At 68.3% G+C, this 16,172-nt stretch carries 18 protein-coding genes; 10 read left to right on the top strand and 8 right to left on the bottom strand.

Going from position 1 to position 16,172, the window contains the following annotated elements:
- Window positions 1-4 precede the first annotated feature (4 nt).
- Together IB225_RS18010 and IB225_RS18005 are read right to left on the bottom strand one after the other, a co-directional pair.
- Window positions 5-2,506 carry an FtsX-like permease family protein gene (locus IB225_RS18010; protein WP_192313502.1) on the bottom strand — a complete coding sequence of 834 codons (2,502 nt, stop codon included), beginning with the start codon at window positions 2,504-2,506 and terminating at the stop codon, window positions 5-7.
- Window positions 2,503-3,219, bottom strand: a complete 717-nt coding sequence (locus IB225_RS18005; protein WP_192313681.1) for an ABC transporter ATP-binding protein — start codon at window positions 3,217-3,219, stop codon at window positions 2,503-2,505. The genes IB225_RS18010 and IB225_RS18005 overlap by 4 nt, the downstream gene beginning before the upstream one ends.
- A gap of 100 nt (window positions 3,220-3,319) precedes the next feature.
- Here IB225_RS18005 and IB225_RS18000 point away from each other — a divergent pair, with 100 nt between their 5' ends.
- The 3 genes from IB225_RS18000 (at window position 3,320) to IB225_RS17990 (ending at window position 4,895) form a co-directional block, all read left to right on the top strand.
- Window positions 3,320-3,952 carry an arylesterase gene (locus tag IB225_RS18000; RefSeq protein ID WP_192313487.1) on the top strand — a complete coding sequence of 211 codons (633 nt, stop codon included), beginning with the start codon at window positions 3,320-3,322 and terminating at the stop codon, window positions 3,950-3,952.
- A gap of 140 nt (window positions 3,953-4,092) precedes the next feature.
- Complete coding sequence (locus IB225_RS17995; RefSeq protein ID WP_192313484.1) at window positions 4,093-4,305, top strand: hypothetical protein; 213 nt, start codon at window positions 4,093-4,095, stop codon at window positions 4,303-4,305.
- 92 nt (window positions 4,306-4,397) lie between these two features.
- Window positions 4,398-4,895 (top strand): DUF1579 domain-containing protein, encoded by a 498-nt coding sequence (locus IB225_RS17990; protein WP_192313481.1) that lies wholly within the window; start codon window positions 4,398-4,400, stop codon window positions 4,893-4,895.
- Here the strand turns inward: IB225_RS17990 and IB225_RS17985 are convergent.
- The 4 genes from IB225_RS17985 to IB225_RS17970 form a co-directional block, all read right to left on the bottom strand.
- Complete coding sequence (locus IB225_RS17985) at window positions 4,885-5,541, bottom strand: DsbA family oxidoreductase (RefSeq protein WP_192313479.1); 657 nt, start codon at window positions 5,539-5,541, stop codon at window positions 4,885-4,887. The two genes, IB225_RS17990 and IB225_RS17985, sit on opposite strands and share 11 nt — an antisense overlap.
- Window positions 5,542-5,551: 10 nt before the next feature.
- Complete coding sequence (locus IB225_RS17980) at window positions 5,552-6,847, bottom strand: amidohydrolase family protein (RefSeq protein ID WP_192313475.1); 1,296 nt, start codon at window positions 6,845-6,847, stop codon at window positions 5,552-5,554.
- Window positions 6,848-6,946: 99 nt separating this feature from the next.
- Window positions 6,947-7,981, bottom strand: coding sequence for an aldo/keto reductase (locus IB225_RS17975; protein ID WP_192313457.1), 1,035 nt, complete (start codon window positions 7,979-7,981; stop codon window positions 6,947-6,949).
- A 101-nt stretch (window positions 7,982-8,082) separates the two neighbouring features.
- Window positions 8,083-8,817, bottom strand: coding sequence for an SDR family oxidoreductase (locus IB225_RS17970; protein WP_192313453.1), 735 nt, complete (start codon window positions 8,815-8,817; stop codon window positions 8,083-8,085).
- Between the two features lie 199 nt (window positions 8,818-9,016).
- Here IB225_RS17970 and IB225_RS17965 point away from each other — a divergent pair, with 199 nt between their 5' ends.
- The 7 genes from IB225_RS17965 (at window position 9,017) to IB225_RS17935 (ending at window position 13,840) form a co-directional block, all read left to right on the top strand.
- Window positions 9,017-9,925 carry an AraC family transcriptional regulator gene (locus IB225_RS17965; protein WP_192313450.1) on the top strand — a complete coding sequence of 303 codons (909 nt, stop codon included), beginning with the start codon at window positions 9,017-9,019 and terminating at the stop codon, window positions 9,923-9,925.
- Between the two features lie 108 nt (window positions 9,926-10,033).
- A complete protein-coding gene (locus IB225_RS17960) occupies window positions 10,034-10,606 on the top strand; it encodes a DUF3016 domain-containing protein (RefSeq protein WP_192313447.1) in 573 nt (190 codons plus the stop codon).
- Between the two features lie 143 nt (window positions 10,607-10,749).
- Complete coding sequence (gene msrB, locus IB225_RS17955; RefSeq protein WP_192313444.1) at window positions 10,750-11,217, top strand: peptide-methionine (R)-S-oxide reductase MsrB; 468 nt, start codon at window positions 10,750-10,752, stop codon at window positions 11,215-11,217.
- A gap of 88 nt (window positions 11,218-11,305) precedes the next feature.
- The gene (locus tag IB225_RS17950) at window positions 11,306-12,349 is read left to right on the top strand and encodes a CorA family divalent cation transporter (RefSeq protein WP_192313441.1); all 1,044 of its coding nucleotides are present in this window, start codon (window positions 11,306-11,308) and stop codon (window positions 12,347-12,349) included.
- A gap of 33 nt (window positions 12,350-12,382) precedes the next feature.
- Window positions 12,383-13,156 (top strand): HipA family kinase, encoded by a 774-nt coding sequence (locus IB225_RS17945; protein WP_192313438.1) that lies wholly within the window; start codon window positions 12,383-12,385, stop codon window positions 13,154-13,156.
- A complete protein-coding gene (locus IB225_RS17940) occupies window positions 13,143-13,550 on the top strand; it encodes a DUF3037 domain-containing protein (RefSeq protein ID WP_192313435.1) in 408 nt (135 codons plus the stop codon). Before IB225_RS17945 ends, IB225_RS17940 begins: the two co-directional genes overlap by 14 nt.
- Window positions 13,547-13,840: a DUF4031 domain-containing protein gene (locus IB225_RS17935; protein ID WP_192313432.1), complete on the top strand. Its 294-nt coding sequence runs from the start codon at window positions 13,547-13,549 to the stop codon at window positions 13,838-13,840. Before IB225_RS17940 ends, IB225_RS17935 begins: the two co-directional genes overlap by 4 nt.
- Window positions 13,841-13,882: 42 nt before the next feature.
- On the opposite strand, the gene IB225_RS20595 is transcribed toward IB225_RS17935, so the two are convergent.
- Window positions 13,883-15,733 carry a M56 family metallopeptidase gene (locus tag IB225_RS20595; RefSeq protein WP_192313430.1) on the bottom strand — a complete coding sequence of 617 codons (1,851 nt, stop codon included), beginning with the start codon at window positions 15,731-15,733 and terminating at the stop codon, window positions 13,883-13,885.
- 1 nt (window position 15,734) lies between these two features.
- Window positions 15,735-16,130, bottom strand: a complete 396-nt coding sequence (locus tag IB225_RS17925) for a BlaI/MecI/CopY family transcriptional regulator (RefSeq protein ID WP_192313427.1) — start codon at window positions 16,128-16,130, stop codon at window positions 15,735-15,737.
- Window positions 16,131-16,172: the final 42 nt, after the last annotated feature.

Below are 16,172 nucleotides of genomic sequence, written 5' to 3'. Positions count from 1 at the left end.
TTCATCATCCCTGCAGTTCGCGCAGCGTTACCGATGGCGGTGCGTCCAGCACCTTGCGTGTCGCGAACAGGCCGGCACCCAGCGCGGCCAGCATGCCGAGGCCGCCACCGATGGCGGCCAGCTGCCAGTTCGCCTTCCATGGCAGGTCGAACACCTGCGTGGCCACCACGCCTGAAAGCACGGACGCTGCGATGGCCGCCACCAGTCCTGCCAGCAGTCCGATGGCCGCGAACTCCGACGCCTGCGCCAAACGCAGCTGGCGACGGCTGCCGCCCAGTACGCGCATCACGCCGCCTTCCAGCAGCCGCTCGTCCTGGCTCGCGCTCACCGCGGCCATCAGCACCAGCAGGCCCGCCGCCAGCGAGAACCAGAACACCACCTGCACCACCTGCGAGACCTGCTCCGCCGTGCTGCGCACCTGGTTCAGCACCGCCTCGACGTCGATCACCGACAGGTTCGGGAACTGGTTGACCAGTTCGCGCGTAAACGCGCTATCGCCGGCAGGCACGCTGACCGCAGTGATGTAGCTGGCCGAGTAGCCGTCCAGCGCGCCCGGCGAGGCGACGACGAAGAAGTTGGGGCGGAAGCTTTCCCAGTCCACGCTGCGCAGGCTGGTGATGCGGCCCTCGAAGCGCTGGCCGGCGATGTCGAACGCGACCTGGTCGCCCAGTTTCCAGCCCAGTCCTTCAGCGAAGTCCTCTTCGACCGACAGTTCGGGCGAGGACGGCGTGCGTCCGGTCCAGAATTCGCCTGCCGTGACCTTGTTGTCGTCGCGCAGCGTCGCGGCCATCGACAGGTTGAACTCGCGATCCGCGCGACGCTGGGTGCGCTCGTCGGCCTCTTCGTAGTCGGCGCCGCTGGTGGGCTTGCCGTTGAGCTCGACCAGGCGACCGCGGATCATCGGGTACAGGTCGACCGTCGACAGCCCACGCGCCTGCATGAATGTCTTCACCGGATCCACCTGGTCCGGCTGCACGTTGATGATGAAGCGGTTCGGCGCGTTGGCGGAGAGCGCCAGCTGCCAGCGATCCAGCAGGTCGGTGCGCACGAAGGTCAGCAACAGCAACGCCATCAGCCCGAGGCCGAGTGCGGACACCTGCGCGATGGACGTCCCCGCGCGACGGCTGACATTGGCCAGCCCGTAGCGCAGGCTGCCCCGCAGGCGCGAACGCAGGCGGCGCACCAGCACGATCAGCATCCATGCCAGCAGCGCGAGCACGGCCAGCGTCCCGATGATGCCGACCAGCATCGCCGTGCCGAGCGTCGGTGAACCCGCCTTCCACCACAGCAGCGCACCCAGGCCAACGAAGCCGGTCAGTGCCACCAGCCAGGCGCTCGGCTCGGTACGGTCGAGATCACGACGCAGCACGCGCAGCGCAGGAACACGGCGCAGCGCCAGCACCGGCGGTGCGCCGAAGGCAAGCAGCACGATCATGCCGACGCCATAGCCTTGCAAGGCCGGCATCACGCCCGCCGGCGGAATATCGATCTTCAACGACTGCTGCAGCCAGCTGCCGATACCCCACTGCAGTCCGAACGCGATCAGCACACCGACCGTGCAGGCGGCCAACCCCAACAACACCAGTTCGCCGACATGGATGCCGACCAGCGTGCGCTGCTGCGCACCGAGGCAGCGCATCACCGCGGTGCCCGACAGATGGCGCTCGCTGTGCCGGCGCGCCGCCATCGCGACGGCGACGGCGGCCAGTACGACGGATACCAATGCGGCTAGGCCGAGGAAGCGGCTGGCGCGATCCAGCGCGGAGCGCACTTCCGGGCGTGCGTCCTGGATCGTCTCCATGCGCTGGCCGCGCACGAGCTGCGGCTTCACCGCCGCGGTGAAGGTTTCGACCGCTGCGGCGTCACCCGCGACGACCAGGCGATAGCGCAGGCGACTGCCTTCCTGCACCAGGCCGGTGGACGGCAGGTCGGCGAGATTGAGGAAGACCTTGGGTGCGACATTGAAGTAATCGAGCGCCGCATCGGGCTCTTGCGCCACCAGCGCTGCGAGCTTCAACGAGCGCGTGCCGATGCCGATCTCGTCGCCCAGCTTGGCGCCCAGCGTCTCCGCGCCTGCCTGGCTGATCCATAGTGTGCCCGGCGCAGGAATGCCGCCGGCATCGCGTTCGGCGCCACCAGCGCGATCGATCACGCGGAAGCTGCCGCGCAGTGGAAAGCCCTCGCCCAGCGCGCGCAGGTCGCCCAGCGACAGCGATTCGCCGGCGCGGATCATGCTCTGCAGTTCCTGCGTTTCGGTCACACGGAGGCCGGGCGCTGCGGCGAGTGCGCGCAGGGCATCGGTTGGCGGCGCATCACCGCGCACGACGACATCGCCGCCCAGCAGCCGGTTCGCTTCGATCGCCAGCGCACGTTCGGCGCGATCGGTGACGAAGCCGACGGCGGTGACGGCGACGACCGCCAGCACCAGCGCCGCGAACAGGATGCGGACGTCACCGGCAGCGAGATCACGCCGCAGTTGGCGCCACGCCAGCGCCAGCGTCCTCATGCGGCAGCGCCCTGCAGGCGACCGGCATCCAACCGGATCAGGCGCTGGCAGCGCGCCGCGAGATGGTCGTCATGCGTCACCAGCACGAGCGTGGTACCGGCATCGGCATTCAGCGCGAACAGCAGTTCGACGATGGCCTGCCCGGTGTGCGTGTCGAGGTTGCCGGTGGGCTCGTCCGCGAACAGCAACGACGGCCGCGTGACGAACGCACGTGCGAGCGCCACGCGCTGCTGCTCACCCCCCGACAACTGGCGCGGGTAATGGCCGAGGCGCTGGCCGAGGCCGACCTTCTCCAGGATCTGCCGTGCCGGGCCTTCCACATCGGTGTCGCCACGCAGCTCCAGCGGCAGCATGACGTTCTCCAGCGCTGTCAGCGACGGCAGCAGCTGGAAGCTCTGGAACACGAAGCCGACCTTGTCGCCGCGCACGCGGGCGCGGCCGTCTTCGTCCATGTCGGAGAGGCGCTCGCCGTCCAGCGTCACCGTGCCCGCACTCGGGACGTCGAGGCCGGCCAGCAGCGACAGCAGCGTGCTCTTGCCCGAGCCCGACGCACCCACGATCGCGACCGTATCGCCATGTTCGATGCGGAACCCGATGTCGTCGAGTATCGTCAGTGCGCCCTCGGGCAGCGGTACATGCTTGCCAAGTCCCTGCACATCCAGGACGGCGTGGCGGGTGGCGGCTTCAGGGTGGAGTCTGCTGGCGTCGGCCATGATCGTCTCGTCGGTCATTTCGTGAATCATCGGGAGCGTGGATTAAATGTTTCTTAATTTGATCAGGTATGGGGTCCCTCGCGCACGCCTGCAATGGGCCATGGGCTTGTCGCTGCTGCTGCTCGTCGCATTATTCGCACGTCCGGTCGCAGCGCAGACGGCATCGGCTGCACCGGCGAAGGGCGCTCGCACCATCCTGGTGATGGGCGATTCGTTGTCCGCCGCTTACGGGCTGGCGCCGACGCAGGGCTGGGTGTCGCTCACGGCAGACCGCATCGGCAAGACCAAGCCTGGCTGGCGCGTGGTCAATGCCAGTATCAGCGGCGAAACCACCGCGGGTGGTGCGGCACGCATCTCGGCGGAACTGCAGCGCCACACGCCTGCCGTCGTCGTCATTGCGCTGGGCGCCAACGACGGCCTGCGCGGTCTGCCGCTCGCACAGAGCCGCGCCAACCTGGAAAAGATGATCAAGGCGGCGCAGGCCACGAAGGCGAAGGTGCTGCTGGTCGGGATGCGCATGCCGCCCAACTTCGGTCCCGAATACACGCGCGGCTTCGAACAGAACTTCACTGCGCTGTCCAGGCAGTACAGCACCGCGCTGCTGCCGTTCCTGCTGGAACCGATCGCGCTGGACCGCAACGCCTACCAGGCCGACAACCTGCACCCGGTCGCCAGTGCCCAGCCCAAGCTGCGCGACCACGTGTGGAAGGCGCTGGAGCCGCTGCTGCGCTGACGGCAGCCCGGGTATCGCGCCTACAGCGGCGTAGGACTTTTCCTACCCGCATTCGGGGCGTCCGCCGAATGTGATAACTGACACATTCGCGCACAGTGCGCACGCCGGTTCCCTGCCCGGCGTGTTGACTGGAGTCCGTTATGCCCCGCCTGCTGTTCACCATCGCCGCCAATGACAAAGGCTGGCAACTCTACGAAGGCCAGTACGGCCGCAACTGGTTCGACAACCTCGGCGATGCGCGCGAGAGCGCCAAGCTGCTCGCCGCCACCCTGCACCAGCACCATGGCATCCCCACCGCCGTGGTCGTCGAGATGCCGAGCAACGAAGCCATCCTGCTGGCCCGCCACGGCTGATCCCTGACCCTCGCGCAATGCGGACATGCCACCGCGGCCGGGCGCCTCGACCGGGTGGCATGATGCCCGCTCCCTTCACGGAGGCGGGCACCATGGGAAAAGAAGCATTCGAAGCATCGCTTGCGAGCGGCCCGCACCGGCAACTGGCGCAGATGGCCGGCGACTGGGAAGGCAGCTTCCGCCTGTGGTTCATCCCGGACGAACTCGCCTGCGAAGCGCCGCAGCGCGGGCGCATCCGCAGCGTGCTGGGCGGTCGCTTCCTGATCCACGAGTACGAAAGCTGCTACAACGACGAACCGATCGAAGGTGTCGTGATGTACGGCTACCACCTGGACGAAGGACGCTGGGAATCCGCCTGGGTGGAAAGTTTCGGCACTGGCAGCAGCATCATGTTCTCGACCGGCGGCGGCGGCTCGCTCCCCGATGTGCTCGGCAGCTACGGCGACGGGCAGGGTGGCCCGCGCTGGGGCTGGCGCACGACGCTGGAGCAGCCCGATCCGGACACGCTGGTGATCACCATGTTCAACATCAACCCGCAGGGCGAAGAGACGCGTGCGGTGGAGACGCGCTACACCCGCGTCAGCCGTTGAGTCCGGCCAGCTGCCGCAGGGCCTGTTCGAACACCTCGACCGGCTGGCCGCCCTGCACCAGGTGGCGGTCGTTGAAGATCACCGACGGCACCGCACGAATGCCGTGCTGCTGGTAGAAGTGCTCGCGCTCGCGGACCTGCGCAGCGAAGGCATCCGTCTCCAGGACACGTCTCGCTTCGACGACGTCGAGACCCGCTTCGCCCGTGATCGCCACCAGGGTTTCGCGGTCGGACACGTTGCGTCCTTCGCCGTGGTAGGCCTGCAGCAGCGCACGCTTGAGCGCGTGCTGCGGCGCTTCGCCGAGCCCGCCCGCCCAGTGCAGCAGGCGGTGCGCGTCGAAGGTGTTGTAGATATGGTCGCGCTTCTGCAGGTCGATGCGCACGCCCAGCGCTTCGCCGCGCTGGCGTAGTGCCTCACCGTTCTGCGCCAGCTGCTCCGCGCTCATCCCGTACTTCCTGCCGAGATGCTCGGCGATCGACTCGCCCTGCGGCCCCATGTCGGGATTCAACTCGAACGGCTGGAAATGCAGTTCGACCTGCAGGTCGCCACCGACATTCGCCATTGCGCGCTCGAGGGCCGCCAGACCGATCGCACACCAGGGGCAGGCGACGTCGGAGACGAAATCGATCTTCACGGGGTTGGACATGCGGTGCGCCTCATTCGCTCGCGGTGTTCTTGTAGACGCGACCCTGCTTCATCACGAAGCCGACGTTCTCCAGCACGGCCACGTCCTGCAGCGGATCGCCATCGACGGCGATCAGGTCGGCGTAATAGCCCGGCTTCAGCACGCCCGCGTCCTTGTCGACGCCGAACAGGCGCGCGTTGACGACGGTGGCGGAGCGGATCGCCTGCAGCGGGGTCATGCCGAACTGCACCATGCGCGAGAACTGGCGCGCATTGAGGCCGTGCGGATAGACGCCGCCATCGGTGCCGAACCCCATGATCACGCCGGCCTGGTGTGCCTTGCGGAAGTTCTCGCGCTGGGTCGCGCCGACGCGGCGCTCCTTCTCCAGCGACTCCGGCAGGAAGCCGGCCTTCTCGCCTTCACCGAGGATGTATTCGGTGTTGTAGATGTCCATCACCAGCACGGTGCCGTTCTTCTTCGCCAGCGCGATGCCGGCGTCGTCGATGAAGCTCGCGTGCTCGATGGAGTCCACGCCGGCCAGCAGCGCGTTGCGGATGCCGGTGGCGCCGTGCGCGTGCGAGGCGACCTTGCGGCCCAGCGCATGCGCCTCGTCGACGAGCGCCGTCAGTTCTTCCAGCGAATACTGGGGCGCGCCGACTTCAGTGCCCTTCGACAGCACCCCGCCGGTGGAGCAGGTCTTGATGAAGTCGGCACCGAACTTGACGTTCTGCCGCACCTTCTGGCGCGCGGCCCAGGGACCGTCGGCAACACCCTCGCCCACCGCCTTGTACTCGGCCGGCAGCAGGTTGTTGTCGCTGCAGTGGCCACCGGTGATGCCGATGGAGACGCCACCGGCAAGGATGCGCGGACCGTCGACTTCACCCGCGGCGATCGCATCGCGCAAGGCCACGTCGGCGTAACCGGGCGAGCCCGGTACGCGCACGGTGGTGAAGCCGGCCAGCAGTGTGGTGCGCGCGTTCTTCGCGCCCTTGATGGCGGCCGCCGGCAGCGAGATTGCCAGGCGGCGATAGCCTTGCAGATCGGCATCGCCATGCAGGTGCACGTGCGCATCCATCAGACCTGGCAGCACGGTCCTGTTCGACAGGTCGTGGACGGTGGCGCCGGCGGGCACCGGCGTACTCGCCGCGGGACCGATGGCGGTGATGCGCGCATCCTCGATGACGATGGCCTGGTCGGTCAGCAGGCGGCCGGACTCGACATCCAGCAGGCGCCCTGCCTTGACGTACGTGGTGGCCGCGAACGCGGGCGCACAGGCGACGGTCAGGACAGCGGCAAGGACATTCACCACACGAGCGTGCAGGCGCATCGGCACTCCAGGGACGGAAACAGGACCGCGCGACTCTAGCAGGCCGCGCGATCCTTCAAGACGAAGCAGGGCGAGCATTCCCGCCCTGCGCCCACGACATCAGACCGGCGTGGGATTGCGATAGGCGAAGCCGGCCTGGTGCCAGTACGGGTACGGCTTCGGACGCTGGCTCGCCTTGTCCAGCTTCGCCACCTGCTCGGCCGACAGGTTCCAGCCCACCGCGCCGAGGTTCTGCTTCAGCTGCTCCTCGTTGCGCGCGCCGATCACCACGGTACTGACGGTGGGACGCTGCAGCAGCCAGTTCAGTGCGACCTGCGGGATCGACTTGCCGGTTTCCTGTGCGACCTCGTCCAGGGCATCGACCACGTCGTACAGATACTCCAGATCGACCTGCGGACCCGCGTCCTGCGCGGTCTGCGATTGCAGGCGACTGTTCTCCGGCAGCGGCTGGCCACGGCGGATCTTGCCGGTCAGGCGACCCCAGCCCAGCGGGCTCCATACGACCGCACCGACACCCTGGTCGGCAGCCAGCGGCATCAGCTCCCACTCGTAATCGCGACCCACCAGCGAGTAGTACGCCTGGTGCGCCACATAGCGCGACCAGCCGTGACGGTCGGCGGCCGCGAGCGACTTCATCAAATGCCAGCCGGAGAAATTGGACACGCCCAGATAGCGGATCTTGCCGGCCTTCACCAGCGTGTCCAGCGTGGACAGCACTTCTTCCACCGGCGGGCGCGCATCGAAGCCGTGCAGCTGGAACAGGTCAATGTAGTCGGTGCCGAGCCGCTTGAGTGCGGCATCGACGGCGTTGATGAGGTGGTGGCGTGAGGAGCCGACCTGGTTCTCGCCGTCACCGAAGCGGAAGGTGGCCTTGGTGGAAATGATCAGCGCATCGCGCGGCTTGCCCTTGATGGCTTCGCCGAGGATTTCCTCGGCCGCGCCCTTCGAGTAGACGTCGGCGCTGTCGAACATGTTCAGCCCGGCATCGAGGCAGACATCGACCAGGCGGCGCGCTTCGGCCACGTCGGTGCTGCCCCATGCACTGAACAATGCGCCTTGCCCGCCGAACGTGCCGGTACCGAAGGAAAGGACGGGCACGCGGAAGCCGGACGCGCCGAGATAGCGGTATTCCATGGAGGGGTGTTCCAGAAGCGGGGGAGTGCGCCATTGCACTCCCCCGCCGCTGCCGCGGCAACCCCGACGATGGAAAACTTCGTTGCCGGCAGATGGAACGGTCAGTAGGCGCTGGCGGTCGGACGCACGATGATCTCGCTGACATCGACATCAGCGGGCTGCTCGATCGCGTAGGCCATCGCGCGCGCGATGGCGTCCGCGGGGATCGCGATCTGGCGGAACTGCTCCATGCCTGCCTTCGCATCGGGATCGGTGATGGTGCTGGCCAGTTCGCTGGTGGTCACGCCGGGCGAGATGACGGTGACGCGGATGTCCTGGTGCTCCTGGCGCAAGCCTTCGGAGATGGCGACCACCGCGTACTTGGTGGCGCAGTAGACCGCTGCGGTCGGATAGACGGCATGGCCGCCGATGGAGGACACGTTGATGACCTGCCCACCACCCTGCGCCTGCATCACCGGCAAGGCCGCTGCGATGCCGTGCAGCACACCACGGATGTTGACGTCGACCATCGCGTTCCATTCGTCGATCTTCAGCGCGGCCAGCGGCGACAGCGGCATCACGCCTGCGTTGTTGATGATCACGTCGAGCCGGCCGAATTCGCTGCGGGCGAAATCGACGAACGCCTGCACGTCATCAAGGCGGGTGACGTCGAGCGCACGCTGGCGCGCGACGCCGCCATCCGCTTCGATCTCGGCGACGAGCTTTTCAAGACGGTCGGTGCGGCGCGCACCCAGCACGACCCTGGCGCCACGGCGGGCGAGTTCGCGCGCGGCGGCTTCGCCGATGCCGCTGCTGGCGCCGGTGATGGCGATGACTTTTCCTTCGATTCCGGACATGGGACACCTCGTTGGGGGAAGCTCGGCACGGGCTGTGCCGGGACGGAGCGCAGTCTGGGCGCCATGACGGGAACGCCGATATCCGGTTCCTCCACGATCCTTGCCCGATCCTGCGGGGGTCGCCCGCGAGCCATTCCATCCCGCGGCCCGCTGCGTAGACTCGCTCCCATCCCTTCTGCCCGTCCCGCAGGCACGCCCCATGCCCGATACCCCCCCGCAACTCGACGACCGCGTCCGCGAACTGGCCCGGCTGATTGAACGATCCACCGGCGAGGACGGTTTCCACACCACCGCGATCCCGGCTCTGAACTTCTCGCGGCTCAGCGCGCCGATGGCGCTGCCGGCGCGGGGCGTGCAGGAGGCGGCGCTGTGCCTGATCGTGCAGGGCGCCAAGCGCGCGATCCTCGCCGACGAGGTCTACGAGTACGACGCCAGCCGTTTCGTGGTGGCGTCGGTCGACCTGCCGGTAACCGGGCAGGTGACGGAAGCCTCCGCCGAAGCGCCCTACCTGTGCCTGGTGCTGAAACTGTCCGCCGCCACCATCGCCGAGATGGTCACCGAAGCCGAGTCGGCAAAAGCGCCGCTGCCACCGCCGTCGCGCGGCCTGTTCGTGCAGCCCAGCAGCGTCGAGATGGTGGACGCGGCGATCCGGCTGGTGAAACTGCTCGACACGCCGCGCGACATCCCGTTGCTGGCGCCGCTGATCGAACGCGAGATCCTCTACCGCGTGCTGTGCAGCCCGCAGGGCGCGATGCTGCGCCACATCGGCATCGCCGACAGCCAGGGCCAGCGTGTGGCCAAAGCCATCCATTGGCTGCGCGAGCACTACGCCAAGCCGCTGCGCATCGACCACATCGCGCGCGAGGTGCACATGAGCGCGTCGGCGTTGCACCACCACTTCAAGGCCGTCACGGCGATGAGCCCGTTGCAGTACCAGAAGCAGCTGCGCCTGCAGGAAGCGCGTCGGTTGATGCTCAGCGAAGTGCTGGATGCCGCCAGCGCCGGCCACCGCGTGGGCTACGAAAGCCCGTCGCAGTTCAGCCGCGAGTACAGCCGCATGTTCGGCGCGCCGCCGGTGCGCGACGTGGAGCGTCTGCGCAGCCTCTGAACGGCTCGGAAACCGCGACTGAATGCGGTGCGACGCGGAGCGGCCATCCCCGTTGTCCGACCCTGCCGCCGGGCGCACACTCCATGTGACACCCACGGAGGATCCGCCATGAAGGCGCCTGCCCTGCTGCTTACCGCCCTCGTCGCGCTGGCTTCCGCTGCGCCCGGCATGGCGGCCCCCAAGAACGTGACCGATCCCGACCTGCCGCGCAGCGTGCCTGCGGATGGCGGCGCCGTCAGCGTCAGCTGGACCGACCCCGCGAAGTTCAGCGACATCAAGTACAGCGGTAACCGCTGGGAATCCGCGCGCGGCACCTGGGTCACCCAGCTTGCCACCTACCTGCGCGACGAGGCGGGTCAGCGTCTCGCGCGCGGACAGACCCTGGACGTCACCATTTCGGACATCGACCGAGCGGGCCGTTACGAGCCTACGGCCCGCGCCGGCCTGGATGACATCCGCATCGTCAAGGACATCTATCCGCCACGCATGACCCTCACGTTCACCCTGAAGGGCGCGGATGGACAGGTGGTCGCCGAAGGCGAACGCAAGCTGGTCGACCACGCTTTCCTGATGGGCGCACAGATCAACAGTAACGACAACCTCCGCTACGAAAAACGCCTGATCGACGACTGGTTGCGCAAGGAGTTCCGCGACAGCCCGGCGCTCACTTCGACGCCCTGATTCCGCTTCCGGGCGTCACCACGACCTGAAGGCCCCGCTCAACGCGGGGCTTTCGCGTTTCCGCCGCTGCGCATGGGAGCGCGCGTCTTGCGCGCCATTGCACCCGGCACCATATAAGGGCTGCATACCCAAGGAGTCTCCGCATGACCGCCTTCGACCTGACCCCGCCCACCGATGCGCAGCGCGACACCCTGGTCGCGGGACTGAGCGACGAGGAAGCGCGCGTACTGCTGCACCACGGCACCGAGACGCCGTTCTGCGGCGTGTTCCTCGACAACAAGCTGGATGGCGTCTACACCTGCCGCCTGTGCGGACTGCCACTGTTCCGCTCGAGTGCGAAGTTCGACTCGGGCACAGGCTGGCCCAGCTTCTTCCAGCCCGTCGACGAGGCCCATGTCGGCCGCATCCGCGACGCAAGTTACGGCATGATCCGCACCGAGATCGTCTGCGCCCGCTGCCAGTCGCACCTGGGCCATGTGTTCCCCGATGGCCCGCCACCGACCGGCGAACGCCACTGCCTGAATTCGGTCTCGCTGGCCTTCACCCCCAACGGCGAGGCTTTGCCAGACCCGTTGCAGCGTGGCGGCGCGGAAGCACAGCCTGCCGGATAGCTGGCCCTGCGCCTGTCATAAGACCGGCACATGACGGCGGTAGCCTGACCGTCATTTCCCTGACCCGTGGCTGCCGCACGCCTGCAACATGTTGCCGCCTGTCGCACCGAACGCGTCCGCCGCGCCACTCGCCGCCCTTCCGGGCGCCCTGTGGCTGTACCGCATCGATGCGGAGGGTCGCGCGCAGCCCGCGAGCGCGGTGGCGCCTGACGCCGCGGAACCGGACGCCTGGCACTGGCTGCACCTGGATCTCAGCGATGCGCGGAGCGCCCATCTGGCTGCGACGCTGCCGCTTCCCGACGAAGCGCGCACCGCGCTGCTGTCTCCCGACACCTACGTCAGCCTGCAGCGCGACGAGGAGGCCACGCATGGCGTGTTCGTCGACTGGACGCACCAGCGCGGCGTGGACCTCGCGGCTGAGGGCCAGCTGCGCGGCGATGACGGCATCGGCTGGCTGCATTTCGCACTGACGCCCGCGTTGCTGGTCACCGCGCGCCGCCAGCCGCTGCGGTCGGTGGAAGCCGCACGCCGCAGCATCGCCGGGCAGGCTCGCGTCGGCTCTCCCGTCCGGCTGCTGGAGGCGATCGTCGAGCGCTTCGCCGATACGGTGGAGCGCAGCAGCGACAGCCTGTCGACGCGGCTGGACCGCATCGAGGACCGTGTGCTCGCCGACAGCATCGGCGAGGAACGGCGCGACCTCGCCCAGTTGCGGCACCAGACCGTCCGCCTGCATCGGCCGCTCACCGCCATGCGCCGCGTGCTCAAGCAGTTCGAGCAGCGCCACGTCACCGAGGAGGACGACGACCTCCTGGCGACGGTGTCCCGCCTCAACCAGCGCTTCGATGACCTCGACGGCGACGTCGCCACACTGCAGGAACGCGCGCGCCTGCTGCAGGATGAAGTGGCCGCGAAGCTGGCCGAGCGCACCAACCGGCATCTGTACGTGCTGTCGATGGTCACGGCGCTCCTGCTGCCGCCCAGCCTGGTCGCCGGCCTGTTCGGCATGAACCTGCCCGGCCTGCCGTTCGCGCACAGCACGCATGGCCTGGCCTTCGCCCTGCTGCTCGGCGTGGCATCGAGCGTGGCCGTATATCTGGCGCTGCGTCGCATGGGAGTGTCGCGTTCCACCTGAGCCATCGACCCGGTCGGGTATCCTGACGGCCTGATGACGCTCCCTCTCCGCACTGCCACCCGTTACGTCACCCCGCTGCGCGAAGGCGGCTCGATGCCCGCCGTGGTCGAAGCCGACGACGACGGCCTGTATGTCCTGAAATTCCGTGGTGCTGGCCAGGGCCCGAAAGCGCTGGTGGCCGAACTGATCGCCGGCGGCTTGGCCAAGGCGCTGCAGTTGCCGATGCCCGACCTGGCGCTGATGGAACTGGACGCCGATCTCGCGCGCACGGAAGGCGATCCGGAAATCCAGGACCTGATCAAGGCCAGCGCCGGGCTCAACCTGGCGATGGATTACCTGCCCGGCGCGGTGAACTTCGACCCGGTCGCCGAACAGCCGGATGCCGACCTGGCCTCGCGCATCGTCTGGTTCGATGCCTTCATCAGCAATGTCGACCGCACCGCGCGCAACACCAACCTGCTGATGTGGCATCGCAGGCTGTACCTGATCGATCACGGGGCGGCGCTGTACTTCCACCATGGCTGGGACGGCGAAGTGTCGGGCGCCGGCAGACCGTTTCCGCTGATCCGCGACCACGTACTGCTGCGCTGGGCCTCGCGCTTGGCGGATGTCGATGCGGAACTGGCGTCGCGCCTCTCCGACAACGTGATCGCCGACATCGTCGCCAACGTGCCCGACGCGTGGCTGCAGGGCCCGGATGCCTTCGGCGATCCGGCGACGCAGCGCGCGGCGTATGTGGCGTACCTCACGCGGCGCGTGGCGGAGCGCGATGCGTTCGTGCAGGAGGCGATCCGTGCACGCGCATGACACCTACGACTACGCGGTGATCCGCGTGGTGCCGCGCGTGGAGCGGGAAGAGTTCGTCAACGTCGGCATCATCCTGTCGTGCGAGCGCGCGGGCTTCCTCGAGGCGCGCATCGAACTCGACGAAGCGCGCCTGCGCGGGCTCGATCCCACGCTGGACATCGAATCGCTGCGCCGCCACCTGGACACCATTCCCGCCATCTGCCGTGGCGGCGAAGCCGCCGCGCCGATCGGCCTGCTGGCGCCGCGCGCCCGCTTCCACTGGCTGACGGCCAAGCGCAGTTCCATCATCCAGACCTCGCCGGTGCACATGGGCCGCTGCGGCGACCTGCCGGCGACGCTGGAACACCTAATGGACCGCATGGTGCGGCCACCGAAGGCCACCGCGCCGCGATGAGCGTCTACGTGGACGATCCGGTGACGCTCTGGCGCGGACAGCGCTGGGCCCACCTGATGGCCGACACGCTGGACGAGCTGCATGCGATGGCGGCACGACTGGGAATGCCGCGGCGCGCCTTCCAGGACAAACGCAGCGGCGCGCACTACGACGTCAACGAAGCCTTGCGCGAGGAAGCATTGCGACTCGGCGCCGTCGCCATCTCGCGCCACTGCGACCGCGAACAGGTCCGCGCGATCATCCGCGTCGCGCGATCGCAGTGGAGCGGGCTGGACGCGGACGCGTCCTGATCGGCGTGCCGCGGACACCACGGTCCGCGGCGACCCCATTCTTCAGAGTTGCTGCGCCTTGCCGCTGCGGATGGCTTCGCCCAGCAGACGATCCACGTCGCGGTGCATCTTGTCGGTCGCCGCCATCTGCTTGCGCGCCAACGCTTCCTGCTGCCGCGCGAGCGGCTCCTGCTGGCGGGCCAGGACTTCCTGCTGGCGGGCCAACGCTTCCTGTTCGTCCTGCAGCGCCTTCATGCGGCGGTCGTTGGCAGCATCGCGTGTGGCGTCGCCGCGCAGGGCGGCGGCGGCCTGCCCGGTGGCGATCTCCGACATCTTCTCGCCCAGCTCGCCCTGCTTCGAGCCCAATTCGCCCTGGCGTTCGCCGAGTGCACCCTGCTGTTCGCCGAGCTTGCCCTGCTGCTCACCCAGCGCCTGGACGGGCGCATGCGCCGCCTTCATCTGCTGCACCGTGGCGGCATCGCGCACCACGTATTGCTTGCCGTTCTTCCGCACCCAGATAACCGGGGCATTGCCCTGCTGCAGACGCTGCGCCGTGCGGATGTCGTCGCTGTGGCCGGCCATGGTCACGTCGTCGCCGTCGATGAGCACGTAGGCATCGCCGTTGCGCGAGTTCCCGATGCTCATCGTGCCGGACATGCGGAGTGCCGGCGGCGGCGGCGGCGACGGCGGCGTAACCTTTGGCGCCGGCGGAGGTGCAGGCGGCGCGGGCACTGCGACCTTCGGCGGCGCGGGTGGTGCGGGCGGCGCAGGCATGTCGGTCGCAGCTGCGACGAGGACCGGTTGCGGTGCCGCCGTCGGGGTGGGCGCAATGACGGGATCGGCGACGGGGGCAGGTGTGGGCGTCGCTGCGGGCGCCACCACCGGAGGGACCACGGGCGCGGTGCGCGCGGTCACGCGGTAGGGAATGACGGCCAGCGCCATGATGCCGATGATCAGCACCAGCGCGCCTTCGCGGAGTGGGGAATCGGTGGACTGCAACATCATCAGTCTCCTCTTGAGAATGCGGAACGTGGGGGAGGCACCCGCAAGCGCGGGAGCGGAGGCAGGCGAGACGCCCAGCTTCACCAGCAGGCGTCCGTAGTCGTGGGCGGCGTGGTGTTCGTCCGCGAGCACGACGGCATCGCAGGCGACCTCACGGGCAAAGCCGTACTCGCGCGCCGCCAGGTGCGCGACGGGATGGAAGAAGAACAGGTGCTGCGCCAGCGCCGGCATCCACGCCCACCACAGGTCGCGACGCTGCAGATGGGCCAGCTCGTGGTGCAGCACCATGTGCAGGTCGTCGTCGCCCATGCCGGCGATGTTCGCGGCCGGCAACATCAGCACGGGGCGCCAGGGACGGGCCAGCATCGGCGAATCGATCTCGTCGCTGACCAGCAGCACGGGAGCGGCCGCGACATCCAGTCGACGCACCAGGGTGTGGTAGACCGCGCGCGCACGGCGATCCCGGCACGGGCGGGCGCGTTCGATCTGACCGCGCAAACGCCAGGCATGGCGCAGCGTGTTCGCCAGCATTACCGCGATACCCGCCAGCCAGGCGGCCAGCAGGAGGACACCGAGATCGAACCGGGATTCCTGCATCACCGGCGCGGAGAGGTCCAGCGCGGTCGTGGCGGATGCCGTCGCCATCGTCGCGGGCAGGGACGCGGCCGTGATCGTCGCAACCGGCACCGTGACGGACTCCGCCGGTAGCAGCGGCAATGCGACCGGTGCATGCCAGACCAGCCCGACCACCATCTGTGTGGCGACCAGCCACCACAGCCAGGCGCGGGTACGCGCATCCAGCCGCGGCAGGTAACGGCACAACGCCCAGACGAGAGCGGCGAGCATCAGGGATTGCAGGCCGACCGCGAGCAGGCGGTCCATCACGGCATCGGCGAAGGCGACGAGGTCCATCTCAGCCCTCCTTCCGCTTCGACTGCAGGTTGGCGACGAGCGCTTCCAGTTCCGCCAGTTCGTCGTCGCTTACCTCGGTGCGCTGCGACATCCACGCCACGAACGGCGACAGCGAGCCCTGCAGCGTCTTCTCGACGAAGCTGCCCACCGCGCTGCGCATCACGTCCTCGGACTGCGCGACCGGTGCATAGCGATACACGCCGTCCACCTGGCGACGCCGCAGATAGGTTTTGGCACGCAGCCGCTCCATCATGGTCAGCACGGTGGAGCGGGCCAGTCCGCGGGCCTCGCCGAAGGCGGCGGCCACCTCGCCAACGCTGGCCTCGCCGTGCTCGGAAAGATGCTGGAGCAGCGCCAGTTCCTGGTCGCCGATGGACTTGCGGGCCTTGCCGGACATGGGTTCACCTGGTGACTACAGTTGTCGTCAACATGCCCGTGA

This window comes from Pseudoxanthomonas sp. PXM02, from assembly GCF_014851805.1.
Lineage (GTDB): Bacteria > Pseudomonadota > Gammaproteobacteria > Xanthomonadales > Xanthomonadaceae > Pseudoxanthomonas_A.
Note: the sequence above shows the minus strand (reverse complement) of the source record. Positions and strands in the feature narration are given on the sequence as shown.

Bases quoted from the DNA above. Each gene is read 5' to 3' on its own strand.
- msrB (WP_192313444.1), top strand. From the start codon at position 10,750: ATGACCGCCTTCGACCTGACCCCGCCCACCGATGCGCAGCGCGACACC.
- IB225_RS17960 (WP_192313447.1), top strand. From the start codon at position 10,034: ATGAAGGCGCCTGCCCTGCTGCTTACCGCCCTCGTCGCGCTGGCTTCC.
- IB225_RS18000 (WP_192313487.1), top strand. From the start codon at position 3,320: ATGGGCTTGTCGCTGCTGCTGCTCGTCGCATTATTCGCACGTCCGGTC.
- IB225_RS17945 (WP_192313438.1), top strand. From the start codon at position 12,383: ATGACGCTCCCTCTCCGCACTGCCACCCGTTACGTCACCCCGCTGCGC.
- IB225_RS17985 (WP_192313479.1), bottom strand. From the start codon at position 5,541: ATGTCCAACCCCGTGAAGATCGATTTCGTCTCCGACGTCGCCTGCCCC.
- IB225_RS18010 (WP_192313502.1), bottom strand. From the start codon at position 2,506: ATGAGGACGCTGGCGCTGGCGTGGCGCCAACTGCGGCGTGATCTCGCT.
- IB225_RS17975 (WP_192313457.1), bottom strand. From the start codon at position 7,981: ATGGAATACCGCTATCTCGGCGCGTCCGGCTTCCGCGTGCCCGTCCTT.
- IB225_RS17980 (WP_192313475.1), bottom strand. From the start codon at position 6,847: ATGCGCCTGCACGCTCGTGTGGTGAATGTCCTTGCCGCTGTCCTGACC.
- IB225_RS17925 (WP_192313427.1), bottom strand. From the start codon at position 16,130: ATGTCCGGCAAGGCCCGCAAGTCCATCGGCGACCAGGAACTGGCGCTG.
- IB225_RS17970 (WP_192313453.1), bottom strand. From the start codon at position 8,817: ATGTCCGGAATCGAAGGAAAAGTCATCGCCATCACCGGCGCCAGCAGC.
- IB225_RS20595 (WP_192313430.1), bottom strand. From the start codon at position 15,733: ATGGACCTCGTCGCCTTCGCCGATGCCGTGATGGACCGCCTGCTCGCG.
- IB225_RS17935 (WP_192313432.1), top strand. From the start codon at position 13,547: ATGAGCGTCTACGTGGACGATCCGGTGACGCTCTGGCGCGGACAGCGC.
- IB225_RS17965 (WP_192313450.1), top strand. From the start codon at position 9,017: ATGCCCGATACCCCCCCGCAACTCGACGACCGCGTCCGCGAACTGGCC.
- IB225_RS17990 (WP_192313481.1), top strand. From the start codon at position 4,398: ATGGGAAAAGAAGCATTCGAAGCATCGCTTGCGAGCGGCCCGCACCGG.
- IB225_RS17995 (WP_192313484.1), top strand. From the start codon at position 4,093: ATGCCCCGCCTGCTGTTCACCATCGCCGCCAATGACAAAGGCTGGCAA.
- IB225_RS17950 (WP_192313441.1), top strand. From the start codon at position 11,306: ATGTTGCCGCCTGTCGCACCGAACGCGTCCGCCGCGCCACTCGCCGCC.
- IB225_RS18005 (WP_192313681.1), bottom strand. From the start codon at position 3,219: ATGGCCGACGCCAGCAGACTCCACCCTGAAGCCGCCACCCGCCACGCC.